This window comes from Paludibacter jiangxiensis (genome assembly GCF_001618385.1).
Taxonomy (GTDB): domain Bacteria; phylum Bacteroidota; class Bacteroidia; order Bacteroidales; family Paludibacteraceae; genus Microbacter; species Microbacter jiangxiensis.
Window position 1 is genome coordinate 884,369 of the sequence record NZ_BDCR01000003.1, and the last position, 19,509, is coordinate 903,877.

The following is a 19,509-nucleotide window of genomic DNA, read 5'->3' on the forward strand; positions in this document are numbered from 1 at the left end:
TTTGTGCTATCAAAGCTGACTGATATAGTCTAAAAGGCGTTTTAATTTGTCCGGCTTATTGAAATTTATACGATTCTCCTTTATGTATTTCTTAATCGCCTCTTCATTCTTTGGAAACAGATCTGTTACGCTTTTCACATTTTTCAGCACAACAATTTTATCCTTGACCTCTAACAAATAGACCGGATCTACCCATTCAAAACATGCCGGTTTTGGATCAATAAAACCACCGGCCTTCACTTCTGGCTTGTATTCCACCTGTCTGTATTCGTAAATGCCATTCGATCCCTTTCGCTCAATTACCTTTACGGCTTTGGGTTGATTTTGCCCATCCGGGCTGAAGCTTCTATAAACATATACAGATCCGTCAAGCTTTACGCTATCAATACCTGCCGTATTTACCAAATGAATTTTGCCTTTACTTACAAATTCAAAATTACCATAATAGCAATTCAACCGGGTAAGTGATTTTATTACCGTCTTGTTTGATAAGTAAAACGAGCCTTCTGTATTCGTCTCGTTAACATAAGGTGTCCCTGCAATTCCAGCTTCACTGGTAAAACCTCTATCCTGCAACACCTTGTCCTGCAAATCGGAGGCCTGAAGCATTAATTCATTTTGAGCACACAAGTGTATAGCTCCTATGAAAAGCATAGAAATGAGCGCAAAGATTTTCATACTGTTATCATTTTAATTGTTACGTATATATAACATCAGCGTCAATCCATTATAATAATTCCGGAATAACCGTTTACTTTATATCAGCAACAGGATACCCTAGCAGTGAAAGCATTTTGATAGCATATCTTTTGCCCAATGTACGGTAACCTTCGGCCAGAAAATGAAGGTGGTCTTTAGCTGCCGGACATCCGGCTGAAGATATGACATACGAGTTGGGGATCACCTTGGGCAATGTGCCTATAATGGCATTCATACTTGCACAAGCACCACCCTGATCTGCACTAACTAATTCGCCTGCCAGCAAAGGAACTTTTTTAGGCTTCAGTTTCAGATCTTTCATCAGGTTATCATAAACGAGCTTTACTTTTTTAGTCCAAAGAGTATCGTTTGTGTTCGACTCGCCCTGATGTATCAAAATCCCTTTAATAACTCCGTCTTTTTGAGCCAGTTTTGCCATCTCAACCAAACGTCCGTAAGGATTTCCGTCATAATCTTTTACCATATTGAGCATCCATTGGGGAGCTGTTGCTAAATACGACTGATAATGATCTTTGTCAAATAATTCAATTTTGCAGCCGCCTATCGACACATTGATAATTCCAATCTTAACTTTTTCAGGAAGATTTGCAACTAAAGTCCGTCCAAAGTAATCAGCCGGTGTGAGTCCGGTCTTACAGCGACACAAAGGAGGAACTGCCGGATACCATTTACCTTTAGTACGTCCCAAATTAGCACAGTCGGTTGCTTCCAACACCTGAAAACGGCTATCAACAATCGTGTCCTGAGCTTCAATGCGGGCATTACCTTCCATGTTTGATTGTCCAAAACAGAGGAAAACATAGAAATTCGGATCTTTTGCAAAACCATTTATGCTTAATAAAAACAATCCGAAGAATAGAAAGAATTTCATTTTTTTCATGATCATATTTTCGTTTAATTACATATATATCGTTTGTTAAAACTCATCTTACGATAATTGTACATCGTTGATTTGAGCCCCTTTACTGTTCGTAGTTTTGGTGGCGTGTTGTATCATTACGTATCAAATATTCCAGATTGTTTACCGGACGTTCGATTTCATACGGGATCGGCATCTTACTGAATTGCTGAAAATAAAGCAAACAACCATCTTTCCACAATTGAGCATTCCGGCTTTGGCTCCGAAGTTTACTCTGGACTTGAACGAATCGTTCTCCGTCAACATACGGTTGCACCTTATCCCAGATCTTTTGAAAATCACGTACCTGATGTAGGCCTTTGTTATAGCGATAACACAATTCATTCCACAAAGTGCAGCCATTCTTCATCTTAAAACTCCAGGGCACATGATGAAACCACAACAAATACTCGTCAGGACAAGTCTGAATATTGTCGAACAAAGTATGTAATGGTTCGTGATACTGACTGACGGCATCACTACCGGTATGAGTTCTGTCGAATCCTACTCCGACGGTATCTGCCTGATGATAATATGGTGGTGTCCAGTCTTTTCTCATTCTTTTCGGAGCCCACCACGGACCGGGACCATAATGCTCATTGGCAGACATAATGTGGTGCAAACCAAGCGGCATCATATAATTTACGGCAGCTTCCCGACTGTCGAGCATCATCTGCTTTACAGGTTTCAGAAAATTATCCTGCCAATCTGTTGTTTCTGCTACATTTCGTTTGAACGTGAGCTTAAGCCATTCATCGGCAATTTGGTCGCTCGTTAGTTTATTGTCCCACGCCAATCGACCGAAAGCGTACCAATTGGACTGAGCAAACTGATGTCCGCACCAGTTTACGTCTAACCCCACATTGGCAACACCCGCAATGGCTGTATGTTTTTGAGGAAAGAGGCTGCCATCCGTACAACGGGCAACAGTGCTCCCCTCGCCTTCCTGATAGGTCTCACTTTTCAAAAATTCCTCCCACATGGTGGAAAGGAAAACCAAATGGATGGAATGTCCTAAATATTCCTGAGTAATCTGAACCTCCGGCATCAGCGATGTCTTCTTCATCGCTCCGAACAACGGGCTGAACGGTTCGCGGGGCTGAAAGTCAACCGGCCCATTTTTCACCTGGATGATTACATTATCGCGAAACTGCCCATCCAACGGCAAAAATTCTTCATAAGCCTGCTTCGCACGATCGTTATCGGACGCACTATAGACAAATGCCCGCCACATCACAATTCCACCATAGGGTTTCAGCGCATCTGCCATCATATTTGCGCCATCGGCATGGGTTCGCTTGTAATCCTGAGGACCCGGCTGGCCTTCGCTGTTGGCTTTCACCAAAAAGCCGCCAAAATCAGGAATCATTGCGTATATTTCCTTCACTTTGGCCTGCCACCATTTTATTACGGTAGGATCTAAAGGGTCGCAGGTTTTTAAGCCTCCAACCTGAGACGGAGCTGAAAATTTAGCGGATAAATAGACCTTCACACCATAAGGGCGGAACTCATCTGCAATTGCCTTAACGCGCTTCAGATATACATCTGTCAATATATCTGCATTGGCATTCACATTGTTGAGTACAGCCCCATTTATGCCGACTGATGCATTTGCCCGTGCATATTCTCGCCAGAGCTTTTTATCGGCTTCCGTGACATTCAATGAGTCTTTGGTGTTTCTCCAAAAAATCGAACGTCCGGCATATCCTCTTTCAATGGTTCCATCCTGATTATCCCAGTGGTTCAAGACTCTACGCTCATATGACGGATTAAAGATTCCCGGGTTAATCGTTTCTCCCGTTTGCTGGTGGCGCAAAAGATCATACACCCCATACAAAACACCCAAATCGGTATTTGCCTGAACTCCTTCCGGAGTCAATTTATACCCATCTCCTTTTACCTGTTTATCCTGTTTTACGATAAGTTTTATAGAAGCTCCAGGTTGTCCCTGCCAGCCATTCAGTAACTCTTGCCTTGCAATTTCTGTTACTATCGATTTTTTACTACATATAACACTAACGGGTGAGGAACTCTGGCTCCGCAGCCAGAGTGAATGGCCATTTTCGGCTTGTAAATTCACGGAAAGAAAAAACAATATCAAGCAACTCGATACAATCTTTATCATCTCAATTTTCATGGTTAGAACAAAAGGGTAATTACTTCACAGGATTCCCTGCAAATTCAGCTATAGTTGAATCCTTCAATGCCCGACTGTTGGGCGCAATTAAAAGGAAACAGGATGACATCGGCACTTTATAATACAAAGGTCGATGAAGATCCTGTTTGTCATTTCTAATTATCCACATTTTTGTTCTAAATTCGGATAATTATAAGGGAGATTTTATTCCAGCTCTATCACTTTATCCCCTTTAGTAATGCCATTTTCGTTGAATGCGTCGACAACAAAATAGTATTTCTGCTTACTGTTTAGATTACCGATTGTAACAGAGTTCTTTCCCAGAATTTGATAGTTGCTATACAATTTATCTTTCTGTGTTCCGTATCTGACATTGTAACCTACAACATCCGGTTTAGGAGCCCAGCTCATTTTCACTACACAGCGATCGATTTGGCTGCGTACTGCATCGACCTTATCGGGTGTTGTCGGAACTTTTCCTCCGGCATTTCCGAATACGCGCAACCCTGCCAAAGCAAACGTACCGTCTGCCATATGATAGTTGGTCAGTCGTACATAACGCGCCTTCACCGGCATTTTCAACTCGATATAATCGTGGGGAACATCCGTCGTATTTTTGGTTTTATCCGCCAGCGGCTTCCAGTTTGTACCATCGGTAGAATATTCGAGCAGGTATTGATAATAAATGCCCGGTTTGCGCCCCATGGTTTTGGTGTTATTTTCTGCAAAATTGATCTGCACGGCATTGACAGTACTCAGCTTTTGCAAATCCAGGGCAATCCACTCGCCTTTGTTTCCTGTTTTGGCACTCCAGTAAGTTCTGATCTCCTCATCGGCAGCATAACGTGCCGGATGTCCCTGCAACTCGGAGGAAGCAGCAACGGGTTTGTTGTACGAGAGAAGCATCCATTTCGGGAACAACTCTTCGGGACTGCTGATCTTCTTATTGGGCACTTTATACGGGAAATCTCCGAATCCGGTATTAACGTACATTACACCATCGTTGTCAAAAAACGTTGGGAACAAGCCCAAGCGACGTTCAAACATATGTTTTTGAGAAATCGTCATGGTTGATATATGCCAATAATTGCCATAGATATCCTGAAACGTACTGCTGTGACCGGCTGCCGCAACAAATCCTTCCGGTTTTGCAGAAACAGGATTGTGTGCAGCAACTGTAAACGGACCCAGCGGTTTGTCTGAAACATACACGCCGTCGCAATAGCTCTTGAACTGTGTTCCGGGAACCGCATATTGCAAATAGTACTTCCCGTTGTGTTTGGTCATCCACGCTCCTTCTACCCATGGACTATCGTCCTTTTCATTGTAATCGCCGAAACGTTCCCATCCATGCTCTTTCTTGTTGCTATTGAACAAAGCAACTGGCTGGCCGATGGGATTCAATGTTTTGGTATCGAGTTCAACGGCATAAATCGGATTTTTATCCGAACAGCCGTAATAGAAATACAAACGTCCGTCTTCATCCAGAAACAGATCGGGATCTGTCATTCCAATAGGGAAAGCGGCATTGGCCACGCTCCATTTCCCTGATTTGGGATCTCCTGTTTTATAGATAGTCAATGGAGCATCGTTCTTTGACGCCATGAAATAGAGAGTATCTTTCATCACCACCGCCGTAGGTGCATAATCTTCTATCGGCAAATCATTTGTCGTTATCAAATCCCAATGAATCATATCTTTTGAATGAAAATATCCGCCCGACTTGGACGCAAACAAATAATATTCATTCTTAAAAGTAACCATAGTAGGATCGGCAGCCTCACGTCTTGACGGAGCATCAAGACAGAACCGGTAACTCAGGTTCATCGGGTTGCAAATAGTTGTCTGAGAAGGTTTACTCACTGGCTTATTTTGCCCGAATGCAGCAAAGGTGCCCAGAAAACAGGCAAAAATAACGGATGTTTTTCTGAATGGTAGCATAGATTAGGTAAGGTTTATTTGAATAACACTTGCGCAAAATTGTAGATATTGTTTCTCCAAACAGGCCAGGTATGTCCACCGGGATATTCGCTGTAAACATATTTAATTTTCATAGCATCCAGCTTTCCACGCATCGTCTGGCAATTTTGCCATGCTATATCTTCTTTTCCTCCCTGAGAAATCCAGAGCTTTTTCAGGTTTGCATTCACTTTATCTACATTGTTTTGCAGATATTCATACTGTCTGTTTGCCACATCGTCAAACATATTCTGAATCCAACCCGAGCTAAAAACTCCCAGATATGCGAACATGTCGGTATTAAACAATCCCATGTAAAGTGTTTGAAGGCCGCCCATCGACAAGCCGGCAAGAGCACGCGATTGAGCATCCGTTTTTACCCGGTAATTTTTCTCAACAAAAGGAATGATGCTTTGTTTCATCTCTTTTTCAAACATCTTCAGACCTTCTTCTCCAAAATTACCTGCCGGAAGATTTCCATCAGGCATTACAATAACCATCGGAACAGCTTTCTTTTCTGCAATCAGGTTATCGATGATCAAGTCTGTCTTTCCCTGAGTAGCCCAGCCGCGTTGATCTTCGCCACCTCCATGCATGATGTAAAGCACCGGATATTTTTCGCTTGTATTCTGATCATATCCCGGAGGGGTATACATATAGAAATTACGCCATGAATTGGTAACTTCAGAATAATAGCGTTTGATACGGATGTCACCGTGAGGTACGTTCCGTGTTTCGTAATAGCTGTCGCCACGGAAAGGCACCTCAATTCCGCTGGCCTCACGGCCCATGCCATAGAATGTTTCGCTGGAAGGATCGCACACTCCAACTCCATCTACATTAATGGTATAGTAATGAAATCCTTCGCTCAAAGAGTCGGTTGTGGCTTCCCACACACCGCCAGCGCCCTTCACCATGTCATACTTTTTACCCAAATCAAGCTGCACTTTTTGCGCTTCGGGGGCTTTAATACGAACCACAGCGCGACCGTCAGGCAAAATCTGAGGATATTGAGCAGAACGGATGTTGCTCTCTGCGGGACGACCGGCATTACTGATCTTGTCGAAAGACGATTTATCAACCGGTTTGAACAGCAACTGCGAAAACATATACAAACTATTCTTCCATACTTTGAAATCGTGGTAGCCATGATCAACATAATAGATGTGAGAGACCCCATTGGCAACCAAATAATCATGCGTGCGTTTGCTGTTATAAATCAAACCGTCTTTATCGCCACATGAAATCCAGAGCAACTGAAGCTTTTGCTTGGCCAATTCAGGATTAGGCAAAAGTTCTTTGGGCATCTTTGTGTTTGGTGCTGATGAGAAACCGCCAACCCAGGCAAATTTATCCATGTTTCCAAGTCCAAAATTCAATGACTGACCGCCACCCATCGACAACCCGGCAATAGCGCGATGCTGGCTGTCTTTGATAGCCGGATAATTTTTTTCGACAGAAGGAATCAAATCTTTCAACAAGTCCTGCTCGAAAGTTGCAAAGGCTTGCACCTTCACTCCATCGTAAATGTTACCTACGGCACGGTCGTCTTTCATGGCACGTCCGTTAGGCAATACCACAATCATAGGCTCCACACGTTTCTGAGCATATAAATTGTCAAGAATTACCTGCGGTTGTCCCTGTTCGAACCACTCTTTTTCGTCACCACCAATTCCATGCAGTAAATACAGAACCGGATATTTTTTATCTTTAGAATATCCCGGAGGAGTATAAACCAGCGCTTTACGAACTGCACCAACCGTTTTTGATTTGTAACTAATAGTATCGATCTTTCCGTGTGGAATATTCGTCTGTACAACATCAAATCCTAACGGAGCCGGAGATACGACAGTTTGAGCAAATGCCGTACAGTTAAGTATCAGTGATACAATAAAAAAAGAGATAAGCTTTTTCATGGAAACAAAAAATATATTATGTTATAGCTTTGTTTAGATTAAAAAAAACAGTAATGGTTTAATTTCAGATAACACATTGGCAAATTCCGAGTGCATAATTGTTACTTGAACAACTGCGGCAATGTCGTGGCCAGATATTGTTTGCAATTCATCCACGTATGACCGCCGTCAACAATATATGATACTGGCTTCAACCCCTTTTCTTTAAACATCGCAATATTCTTTTTGACACTCTCGAACAGAAAATCTTCAGTTCCCACACTGAGAGTAAAAAGTTTCAGTTGCTTGTTCATCTTTTCGGCATCGGGAGCGTAATTGGAAAAATTCTTTCTGAACTCTTCTGTTTCCGGATAAGGAGCATAGGCGCATACGTAAGCAAACTTGTCGGTATTCGTCAGACCAATATTCAATGTTTGGCCGCCGCCAACCGAAAAACCGGCAATGGCTCTGTTTGGACTATCGGTCAACACCGGATAGTTCGCTTCCACAAAAGGAATTACATCATTCATCACATCCGGCGTAAACTCGGGCATCGATTTGGGACGCACATTGCCATACGGCATCACAATAATCATTGGTTTGGCTTTGCCCTGAGCTATCAGGTTATCGGCAATCAGGTTGGCTTTGCCCACTTTTGTCCATGTCTCTTCGGTATCCGATCCGCCATGAATCAGGTAGAGAACCGGATATTTTGTTTTTCCATTCACATTGAATCCCGGAGGCGTATAAATCACCAGCGGGCGGGTAGTCCCCAATGTTTTGGAATTGTAGTATCGGTAACTGATTTTTCCATGAGGAACATTCTGAAGCGAATGAATCAATGGTGTATCCCCGGGAATATCCACCAAACTATATTTGAAACGTTCGTTGGCAAATACGACGGTATTATTCGGATCGGTAACCTGCGTATCGTCAACCCAGAAACAATATGGGTAAATATCGGGTTTTACCGGATCTACCGTAACACTCCAAACACCGGAAGCGTCCTTTTGCATCGGCAATTTATCCTTGAGAAACTGAGCTTCCAGCGAAACCTGTTTCGCATTCTTTGCCGAGAACCGAAACGTAACGCTGTGATTGGGATGCACCTCGGGTGAAACGACAACAGGATTTCGCTGCGCTTGCGCCGAAAATGAGAGAAACAGGATGGCAACTAATAATTGTATCTTATTCATCGTAGTGCTTATTTAAAAAGTAATGGTGCCGTTGCAGCCAGATAAGTTTTTACGTTCATCCAGGTATGCCCACCAGTGGTAATGAGATTCTTGAAATTAATCTTCTTAGCTTTGAGGTAGTCCATATACTCAACCGTTTGTTTGTACAAAAAGTCCTCATTCCCCACGCTTACCCAAAGCAGCTTATACATCTTATTCGTCCGTTTGGGATTATCAACCAAGTATTTATAACTCGATTCTATCTCCTGGGGAGTCAGGTAGGAGCTGTAGGCACACACGTACGAGAATTTATCCATGTTGCCAAAAGCCGCCCTGAGGGTCTGACCTCCGCCACGCGAAAAACCTCCAATTGCACGATTCTGGCTATTGGCCACTACACGGTAGTTCTTTTCAACATACGGGATGATGTTCTTCATCAAATCGTCTTCAAATTGTTTGGAGCGAACAACAGCCTCAGCACTCTCCCGTCCCATGGGATCACCGGGTTTCAAACCGCCTTTTTGGTCTGCTATCTGAGCTGCCACATTTCCATTGGGCATTACCAATATCATTGGATTTGCTTTTCCCTGAGCAATAAGATTGTCCAGAATCAAATTCGCACGACCCACTTTGAAGAATGTCTCTTCGGTATCAGTTGTACCACTGATAAGATAAAAAACAGGATATTTCTTTGTGGTGTTTTTTTCGTATCTCGGGGGAGTATACACAACCAGCGAACCGGTAGTTCCTTCTGCTGAGGGGTAATATTCGTAGGTTACGGTTCCGTGAGGGACATCCTGCATAGAATGGATGAGAGGCGAATCACCCGGCACATCGAGCAAACTTCCTTTGAAGCGTTCGTTCGGGAAATAGTATTCATTGGCAGGATCCATTACCTGAATTCCATCCACAATAAAATTGTACGGGTAAATATCCGGTTTTACAGGACCGATGGTTACGCTCCACATGCCGGAAGCATTCTTCGTCAAATTCACGGGAGCTTTCTCGCATTGAGCACTAATTTTAACGTCAGTAGCCGTATGCGAGTAATATTGAAAAGTGACCGTTTTGTCAGCATTGATTCTGTACGGAAAAGCCAGCGGGCCTCGCGGGGGCTGACATTGCACACCAACCGCAATGCCCAATGCTAACAACAGAAATATTAGTTTTGCAAAGTGTTTCATACATATTAGTTTTGTGAACTCATCCTGACTTCTCTTGCCTATGAAAATGAAAAATTCCATTCATTTCACAACGCCAAAGCCCCTTTTGGGGGCTGGAGGTCGAAAAGCAAAAAGTCAAGACGACTTCATTGCGTGATTCGCGTTTATTTGAATAGTTTTGGCATAATGGTGGATAAGAACAGTTTGCAGTTCATCCAGGTATGACCGCCTTCCGACGAAAAATATTCATATCGGATTCCTTTTTGGTCGAGCACTTTCATATACTCGTTCACAACCCGGAACGTGATATCTTCTTTCCCCACACCAAACCACAATAGTTTGATATTTTTATTCGTCAACTGTGGATCGGCAAATGGAACCGCGTTGTTTCTGTCAAACTCTTCTTTTATCATGCCCGGAGCGAAACCACATACATAGCTGAACAGGTTCTGATTATTCAAGCCCAGATACAACGTTTCGCCACCACCGCCCGAAAATCCGGCAATAGCCCGGCTATTCTTCTCTTTATTAATGCGATAGTTACTTTCCACAAAAGGCATCAAATTACCCAAAAAGTCCTTCTTAAACTCTTGCAGGTTTTCCCAGGTGCGTAAGCTCCCTGCCGATTTACTAATGACCGGATAGGCTCTACCGTAAGGCATAACTACAATCATTGGCACCGCTTTCTTTTGTGCAATGAGATTGTCGAGTATAATATTGGCACGTCCTACCTTTGTCCAGGTTTCCTCCGTATCGGAAGATCCATGCAATAAATAGAGTACCGGATAGTTGGTTTTTGAATCATTTTCGTATCCGGGAGGTGTATAAACCACAACCGGTCGTATGCCGAGCTCTTTTGAATAATAATAGCGATAGGATAGCGTGCCATGAGGGACATTCTGCACTGTGTGAATCAGCGGAGTATTCCCGGTTATCTCCACAATGCTGTTCTTGAATCCTTCGTTTGGAAAGATCACCTGATTCATCGGATCGGCTACCGAAACTCCGTCTACAATAAAGCAGTAAGGATACATATCGGGCTTCACCGGACCACGTGTCACACTCCAGACACCCAAAGAGTCTTTCGTCATAGGCACTGCCAATCTATCAAACTGGGCACTCAATTTCACCTCTTTTGCTTGTGGTGCAACGAATCGAAAAACAACCGTGTTGTCCGGATTTACTTGAGGAGAGACTACTTCGACAGGAAGTCTTCTGGCCTGCTGCGCATTGGAGGCAACGTAACACGCGAATGCTGTGGTTAACAACAACATTCGCGTAATGTGTTTCCGTTTCAATTTCATTTTGCAGCAGATGAGGTTGTACTTTCGATCCATTTAAGAAGCGGTTCCATCCATCCCTGCTGTCTGAAAACAAACCCATGACCACCTTTGGGGTAGATGTGCATTTCAACCGGCACTTTGTTATGACGCAATGCTTCAAAGTAGCCAATACTGTTATCCACATCCACCGTTCTGTCATCTGCCGCATGAGTAATGTAAGCTGGCGGAGCAGTTGCATCTACCTGCAATTCGTTAGAAAACAGATCGACCGTTTCTTGTTTGGGACTATTTCCCAGCAACTGCGTCCGGGAGTCGCGATGAGTCAACTTCTCCTGCATCGAAATGACCGGATATACAACTACTTGAAAATCGGGACGCAAACTGGTATTGTTTGCATTGTCGATCAAAGCCTTCTTAAAATGAGTTGCTTCAGTTGAGGCTAAATGGCCTCCGGCCGAGAAACCCATGATCCCGATCTTATTTGGATTAACACCCCATTTTGCAGCATTTTCACGTACCACTTTGATGGCTTGTTGCGCATCCTGCAATGGTCCGATTGATTTGTCGTTCATAATGGCATCATCCGGCAAACGATATTTAAGTACGAAAGCCGCTACTCCGTTTTTGGCCAACTCTTTGGCATTCATTACCCCTTCGCCACTATACACAATCACACTATAGCCTCCACCCGGACAAATAACGACTGCGGCTCCGGTTTCCTTGCCCTTTTCGGGCAGAAAAACCTCAAGCGTAGGAGTGGTTACATTACGATACATTCCATTACCAAAACTCTCTTTTACCAAAGTAGTCTCGGCTGTTTTCGAATTAGGAACGACTCCATTATATAACGGAATAATTTCCTGTGCACCTACCGACGGTAAGGCCACAAGGATGAAAGCAAATAGGATTAATAATTCTTTTTTCATGTGGATATATTATTGAACCCCTTGAAAAACAAGGGTAAAGTTCATGCCGGAAACAAGACCAAGTCAATTATTCCGTCAAAGAGCTTTTGTGATATTTTGTTATAATTATTTATGATTTAATTGAGGCTTAATTATCTGATAGTTACCACTTAAGTGCATGATAGCAAACAGATAGAGCAATCCGTCGTAGTACGGATCAAAATAACCATCCTCATAGGGTTCGAGTTTCGCATTCCACAATGCATCCACAAACTTCCAGCTTTTGGTCTGTGTCCCCATAATAGATGCGGCAGCAGCAGTAGCAACAAAGCCTATGGAGTGACGTAATTTTTTAAATCCTCCGGCTTGCAAGATAAACTCAGGACGGGTTCCATCCATATTATACTGATCCACAAATGAATCAAGTCCTTCTTTAAACAGAAAGTTCTGTATTCTTTTGGAGTAATCTTGTTGCCATTTATTGTCTTTGGCAAACCAGGAATAATCCATCGCAATATTCATCGGCACTCTCCAGGAATCATATCGGAAAGCCGCCGGCATCCAACGGGTAGAACGGATTTTGCCGTCAAAATCGGTGTAGTCGGCATTCAACCCTGTAACAGGATGACATGCCTTATGAAGATAAACTCTGGCTGAATCGGCACAATCGCGATAAAACTGCTCGTGCCCGTCTTTGCCATACTCAGCCCAAATTTCAAAAAAAGCAGGTAAATTGTAGGAAGGATCGGTCCAATTATATCCATAATTGTCCGGAGTAAAAGTAATGAGCTTATGTTCGACGTTCATAATGTTTTTCACGCCTCCTGTACCATTTTTACTCCACATGGCATCAAGAATTTTTCTGGCTTCGGCATAGTAATTTATACCTGTATCATTGCCCCAACGATTGGAGGCAAATAAGAGATCTGTTATAAAGTAGAGTTCACCATCAGATGCAGATCCCTCTGAGTTATGTTTCAAAGTTTTAGGATCGACACTCCATGCAAAATAAGCATCATGGGGTCCACCATGATGTTGCAGGCATTTACTTGTCCATCTCCAGATACGGTCGAAAACGTCTTTTTTATTCAGTTGCACAGCAACCATCATACCGTACGAAAGACCTTCTGTACGCGCATCATGATTTTTAACATCCGAGACATAGGCCATAGAATCGCCCACCTCAAAATAAACTTTATTAGGACCTTCAAACACATCATAATATGCCTTTGCCAATTTGGCGTTAATATCTGCCTGTTTATAACCAGCATCCTTAAACACATTACGATACTTGCCTGTTTTCCAGGCTCCTTTAGACCATGGAGTCATTTCTCCTCTGGAATCTTTAACTTCTTGTTTTAAATTAGTAACTGTGTTCTGTTGTCCATACATTATCCCGAACATCAAGGACGTAAAAAAAATAAGAGATCCAATCTTTTTCATTGTTTATTGTTGTTTTTCAAAAGTATATAAAAACGCGCCATAAAACCATCTTGGCTCGTTGTTTCATTTATTCAAAAAAATAATAAAGAGACCTCTACCTCACGTAGAGGTCTCTTTTAAAAACCTTTCTAATTAAACTACAGTCTTAGTTCCAAACTAATACCTATATCTTGGACACAAAATATGAATTTTCACACATCAATTTTTCACATCAATAACCTGTCAAGATATTGCAAAAGGTTTTATTCGTAATTCACATCTAAATGCTCTATATCTGCAATTTCATAGATTGAATATCAATTCCCGATTCAACTTATTCTTTGACTGCTCCATTCAAGACTATACACGAACTCTTTATTTTATGTTTCATATATAGCCTGTGGTTGCACTATAAATCAATCAGAATTTTATTTTTCTCTTTGTCCTAAGGATTAAAAACAGATCTTTGTCGGATATCGGAATATCAAATTAAAAGAAAGGAAAGAGTAGCCATTCCAAACCTTTGTAACGGCTATCTTCCCTTTCTTTCTTAAAGCGTCAAGTAAACATTACTATTTCTGATAGATGTTCTAAACAATGTCTTAATTATTTATAAGCATCATTCTGATCACACAATGGGTTTTTCAACAATTCTTGTGTCGGAATTGGCATATCCATTTTTGCCGGTACATAGTTAAATGTACGGTTTGTCTGCCAAGCATCCTGAACTTTTGGATCTGTATTAGGATATCCTTGATTTTGAGGATAATCATGATTGATATGATCTTCCATAAAACCGGAACGAATTAAATCCTGAGCAAGACACCATTCAGCATTGAACTCTTTACGACGTTCCATTCCGAGGGCAACGAGCCATACAGGAGAAGTAAAGTTTTTAGCTGATTTAACCTGAGTATAATAGGTCTTGGCATCAGGCACTGTCACAGCTGTTTCATTGAAAGGTTGCGGATAGTCTGTTGGCACAACGGCTTTCTTGTCTCCCTTACCTATATAGAAACTTGCGATTTGCTGATAGTATGGCAGGTAAGTAGCCGTCAAAGTAGCTTTTTTGCCTACTTCCTGATTCCCGAATGCACGATCACGAATCTGGCTGATATAACCCCATGCTGTTGCATCATCAGCACCGTTCAAATGGAAGAGACATTCTGCGTAGTCCAACAAAACGTTTGAATAACGTTTGTAATAAATTTGTTGAGGGCCCCACATCGCATTCCAGTCGGCACGACAAGTTCTCCAGTATTTCAAACTCCAGATGGCAGGTGCTGCTTCACCATCCTTATAATAATGGTAGTGAGAGGTCAAACCGTCATCGGTTACAATACTTTGCTGTAAATATGGGTTGTAGCCATAAGTTGTAGCCGATTTCCATTTAGGATCGATACCAGGAACAGCGCCGGTAATACCTGAAGCATCACGGCGTTTGTCGCCTTGTTCATACGAGCTCCACCATTCCCAGGAAAGATACAGAGAACCCCAACCACCGGCTGCAGGACAAGCGGTAAAATAGGTAACCCATGCATGAGCATCGGTCAGGTTTGCCCAACTGTTCCACTGAGATCCCTGATCGAGAACTTCTTCCCAGATACACTCTTTGGTCCAAACTGCACCCGGATCAAACAACGTAGTAAATGAAGGATTCAATTCATATTTCTTACTGTCAATTACTTGTTTCAAAGCATCTGCTGCCAGTTTATAGTTGTCAGTTGCCTGATCAGGAACGCGATATGCTTTCCACATATAAGCTTCCCCAAGATACGAGAGAGCAAAACCTTTTGTACAACGACCGTATTCTCCGTTTAATGGATCCCAGTCTAGTTCTGTTACTGCAGCTTTAAGGTCATTTATAATAAAATCCCACATTTCGGTATATGTTTTAGCACGGGCTTTTTGGGGAGAATTAATATAGTTTTCTCCCGTGGCAAGCATAGGTACACGACCAAAAGCTTTTGCCAACCACATATAGAAAAATGCACGAACACATCTGGCCTGACCATCCAGTGAAGTTTTCAACGACGGTGTAATATTCGTTGCAGCTCCAAGACCTGCAAGAAAGTCATTACAACGAGAAATTGCCTTATAGCAGTGCCTCCAACCGCTCAATAATTCAGGGGTATCAGCATTCCAGTTTTGAGTATTCCAGTCTTTATCCCATCCGGTAGCCTGTGTATCCATGGTTGGGTGACCGCCGATGAACAAGTTGGGTTTAAAGCCCCAGTCTCCATCCGTTTCAGAAACGGGGAGCATCATATCGTAGCAACCAACAAGACCTGCTTGAGCATCCTTGTCAGATTTGAACATTTGATCGGCTGGTAAAAGTGAATAATGGTCCACATTTAAATAGCTATCACCGCATGAATTTAATCCTAACAGCAATAACAAACTACCAACTGTAAATAATATTTTTGATATGCTTTTCATAATGTTAATCTATTTAAATTAAACAGTTAAAACTGAACATTCAAGCCTACTGAATAAGTACGGGGATTTGGGTAACGTCCTGTATCCAAACCGGTATAAAGTACGCTTCCTTGACCACATTCAGGGTCTCCATACTTGTTATAAGATGAAATGCAGAATAAATTCTGAATAGAAAAATTAATACGTGCACTTTCAATACTTAACGGTCTCAACAGGTTCTTGCTGAAATTATAACCAATTTGAAGGGTGTTGATTTTCAAGAAATCGCCATTTTTAATCCAGGCGCTTGATGCACGCATATTATAGTTATAATCCAAAATAGTCATCTTAGGCAAGGTTGTGCTGTGATTTTGAGGAGTCCACATTTGAGCAGAAGACGATTTCAAAATATTAGGCATTGTTCCGTTATCACCCGGGTAAAGGCTGGATAAGGTCATCGCCGAGTAAGAATTGATCTTTTGGCCCAATACCCCATATGAATAAATTGAAACATCAAAATTTTTGTAAGAAGCATTCAATGTCAAACCGAAGTTTACTTTTGGGAAACCATTCCCCAAAATGGTCATATCGTTTGAATCGATGAACCCGTCACCATTGAGGTCTTTGTATTTAAAGTCCCCGGCACCAGTATTTGCATTCTGATACTGAGAGTGCCCTTTTGCTTTAGCAGCAGCATTGGCAGCATCCACTTCAGCCTTAGACTGGAAAATACCTTCCACCTGATAACCGTAGTATGAACCTACAGCATAACCATTGCGGCAAATAGAGTGTCCATCCCAGTGTACGCCAGAAGCAGCAGCTACAGCACCAACGTTAGACCCGTCATTGGTAGTTCCTTCGTTGTCATTCAAAATATCAGCTCCGATATTTACAATTTTGTTTTTCAGGGTAGAACCGGTCAAGGTAGCTCCGATGCTCCAATCCTTATTCAATTGTTTCTTATAGTTAGCACTGAATTCAAGACCCCTGTTCTGAATTTCACCATAGTTGGTATATACACTACTATATCCAGCCGAGGGACGTATGTTCATGTCTAATAATAAATCCTTTGAGGTTCTGATGAAATAATCTACGGTGATATTCAAGCTATTTTTTAAGAAACCAAGGTCGAGACCGATATTGGTTTGTTCGTTGGTTTCCCATTTCAAATTAGGATCCACCAATGGGATAGCATAACCGTTTGCGGTTTGAGCTTTGGAACCTAAACCAGCAACTCCATTCTGCTGATAATAATAGTAAGCAATCGTATTGGATGTCAATGCTGGTGTAGCTTTATCGCCTATATTACCCGGATTACCAGTCTGTCCCCAGCCTAAACGAAGTTTCAAGTTTGTAATTGTAGGAAAGTTTTTCATGAAACTTTCTTCTGAAATACGCCATGCTGCAGCTGCAGAAGGGAAAGTTCCCCATCTGTTAGAAGAACCAAAGTTTGAAGAACCATCACGACGAACTGTCCCGGTCAAAATATAGCGATCTCTGAACGAGTACATGGCACGGCCATAATAAGAAATACCTCTCGTTTCTGCATTATAGGCGCCACTTGCATTTTTTGTCGTAATATCGCTGGTCAAACTAATGTCTCGTATCGAAGCTGCAGGGAAATCTGTAGCAGAAACTGAGGTCCAGTCTCCGAAGCTCTTACTCAATGTGTTCCCAGCCATCAATGTTAAATTATGGAGACTATTTTTCCAGTTGTAGGTCATATAGTTTTCAATGGCAAGGTTATTGCTTTGAGAACCACTGATTGACAATTGATAACGGGCATCGTAATTAGCCAGATCAACCTTGGTTACGCCATCCGGCATATAGCGTTGCTTGTTCCCTGAAAAGTTCTGATAGTCGGAAGTCCATAAATTATAAGATGCTATTGATTTGAATGTCAAACCTTTCAACAATTTAACATTGGCATAAGCACTAACAAGGGTCTGATTCGTTTTGGTCAAACCGTTGTTTTCCATCTGCACGGCTACCATGTTGTCACTCGGACCACCATCATAAGATCCAACTGAACTTTGGATGGATGTTCCATAGGTTCCATTGGCATTTCTGACATTCGGACTTACATAAGTCCCACTGGGAGTAACATAATCCAATGTCGGACACATATAGGCCATATCACGGAGAGAGGACAGGTTACCATTGTTTCCGAAACCAGCATTACTACCGTGCGACTCTGTATGAACATAATTGATATCCCCACCTATTTCCAGGAATTTTCCCACCTTGGTAATAACATTTGCACGCGCTGTGAGTCGGTTCATGTTAGTATTGATAACGATACCATCGTTATTCAAATATCCTAAAGAAAAGTTAGACTGAGTTTTTTCCGAACCTCCGGAAGCAGAGAGATTATATTGCTGCTTTAATGACACACGAGTCATTTCTTTTTGCCAATCAATCGTTTTTCTCTTGCCGTCATAGTTTGTAGAGAAAATCTGATTGGCTAAGTTCGCTCCATCGTTAGCACGAGCTGCACGAACATCAAAAGCATATTGGTCAGCATCTCCTACTTTTAATTTACTACCTAAGGTTTGAATACCGTAATCTGCTGAGAAAGTAATACGTGTGGCACCAACAGAACCGTGTTTTGTAGTAACCATAATAACACCATTAGCACCGGCAGCACCATAAATTGCAGTTGCAGAAGCATCTTTCAACACTTCAATGCTTTCGATATCGCTCGGGTTAACGAAGTTTGCATTTGTCCCTACCTGAACACCATCAACTACATACAAAGGATTTGCATTACCTGTAATAGTGCCCACACCACGAATACGAATAGCGGCATTGGCGTCAGGAGCTCCATCCTGAGATGTAACCATTACACCGGCAGCTTCTCCTTGTAGTCCCTGCAAAATATTAGTAGGACTTTTTTTCATCATCACGTCCTTGCTTACCGAAGCAACAGACCCTGAGATATCACTCTTTTTTGCTGTACCGTAGCCAACAACAACAACTTCATCCAATTGCTTTTTATCTTCTAATAAAACAATCTTCAGATTCTGACTTTTTGAGTTAATTGCAACTTCCTGTTGCATCATCCCAATATACGAAACAATAAGAGTTTGATTTTGCTCTGAAACAGAAAGGGTGAATTGACCATTTACATCTGTCACAGTTCCTTGCGAGGTATTGCCTTTGACAATAACGGCGGCTCCAATCAAAGGCTCTTGTTTTGAGTCGGTAACGACACCTTTGATTACGTGTTTGTTTTGAGCATACGTGCATATGCTCACGGATAACATCATTAAAATCCAAATTCTTTTCAGGATCGATTTGGTTCTAAATTTTAGAAAGAAACCAATTGATGAAATCTCACAATTTTTCTTCATTGCATTAGAAATTAAATAGGTTAATAACTATACCACTTTAAGGTGCTGGTATTATAAACTGGTTCTACTTGCTTTTATAGCTTTAACTATCAAGCGAAAGCTACATCTTAACTGTCATTGTACATCATGTTTTTCAATTTAATCTTGGTTAACAACTCATGATAAATAATCATTCCTATAC

Annotated in this window: 11 protein-coding genes and 1 pseudogene; all 12 read right to left on the reverse strand. The window is 41.9% G+C overall.

What is annotated here, in order from left to right; translation table 11 throughout:
- Nucleotides 1-9: 9 nt before the first annotated feature.
- On the reverse strand, nt 10-678 hold the full coding sequence (locus tag PJIAN_RS10115; RefSeq protein ID WP_153802544.1) for a hypothetical protein: 669 nt from the start codon (nt 676-678) through the stop codon (nt 10-12).
- Nucleotides 679-778: 100 nt separating this feature from the next.
- Nucleotides 779-1,591: pseudogene (locus tag PJIAN_RS10120) on the reverse strand (sialate O-acetylesterase); the annotation flags it as partial.
- Between the two features lie 91 nt (nt 1,592-1,682).
- Nucleotides 1,683-3,743, reverse strand: a complete 2,061-nt coding sequence (locus PJIAN_RS10125; RefSeq protein WP_101750749.1) for an alpha-glucuronidase — start codon at nt 3,741-3,743, stop codon at nt 1,683-1,685.
- Between the two features lie 216 nt (nt 3,744-3,959).
- On the reverse strand, nt 3,960-5,696 hold the full coding sequence (locus PJIAN_RS10130) for a family 43 glycosylhydrolase (protein WP_068704604.1): 1,737 nt from the start codon (nt 5,694-5,696) through the stop codon (nt 3,960-3,962).
- Nucleotides 5,697-5,710: 14 nt separating this feature from the next.
- Entirely contained in the window at nt 5,711-7,630 is a 1,920-nt protein-coding gene (locus PJIAN_RS10135; RefSeq protein WP_068704606.1) for an alpha/beta hydrolase-fold protein, read from the reverse strand.
- Between the two features lie 101 nt (nt 7,631-7,731).
- Nucleotides 7,732-8,805 (reverse strand): esterase, encoded by a 1,074-nt coding sequence (locus tag PJIAN_RS10140; protein ID WP_068704608.1) that lies wholly within the window; start codon nt 8,803-8,805, stop codon nt 7,732-7,734.
- A gap of 8 nt (nt 8,806-8,813) precedes the next feature.
- On the reverse strand, nt 8,814-9,968 hold the full coding sequence (locus tag PJIAN_RS10145; protein ID WP_068704720.1) for an esterase: 1,155 nt from the start codon (nt 9,966-9,968) through the stop codon (nt 8,814-8,816).
- 143 nt (nt 9,969-10,111) lie between these two features.
- The gene (locus PJIAN_RS10150) at nt 10,112-11,251 is read right to left on the reverse strand and encodes an esterase (protein WP_068704611.1); all 1,140 of its coding nucleotides are present in this window, start codon (nt 11,249-11,251) and stop codon (nt 10,112-10,114) included.
- Complete coding sequence (locus tag PJIAN_RS10155; protein ID WP_068704613.1) at nt 11,248-12,156, reverse strand: alpha/beta hydrolase; 909 nt, start codon at nt 12,154-12,156, stop codon at nt 11,248-11,250. The genes PJIAN_RS10150 and PJIAN_RS10155 overlap by 4 nt, the downstream gene beginning before the upstream one ends.
- A 105-nt stretch (nt 12,157-12,261) precedes the next feature.
- Nucleotides 12,262-13,578, reverse strand: coding sequence for a family 8 glycosyl hydrolase (locus PJIAN_RS10160; RefSeq protein ID WP_068704615.1), 1,317 nt, complete (start codon nt 13,576-13,578; stop codon nt 12,262-12,264).
- A 585-nt stretch (nt 13,579-14,163) separates the two neighbouring features.
- Nucleotides 14,164-15,996: a RagB/SusD family nutrient uptake outer membrane protein gene (locus PJIAN_RS10165; protein ID WP_084252365.1), complete on the reverse strand. Its 1,833-nt coding sequence runs from the start codon at nt 15,994-15,996 to the stop codon at nt 14,164-14,166.
- 26 nt (nt 15,997-16,022) lie between these two features.
- Complete coding sequence (locus PJIAN_RS10170) at nt 16,023-19,244, reverse strand: SusC/RagA family TonB-linked outer membrane protein (protein WP_236714397.1); 3,222 nt, start codon at nt 19,242-19,244, stop codon at nt 16,023-16,025.
- Nucleotides 19,245-19,509: the final 265 nt, after the last annotated feature.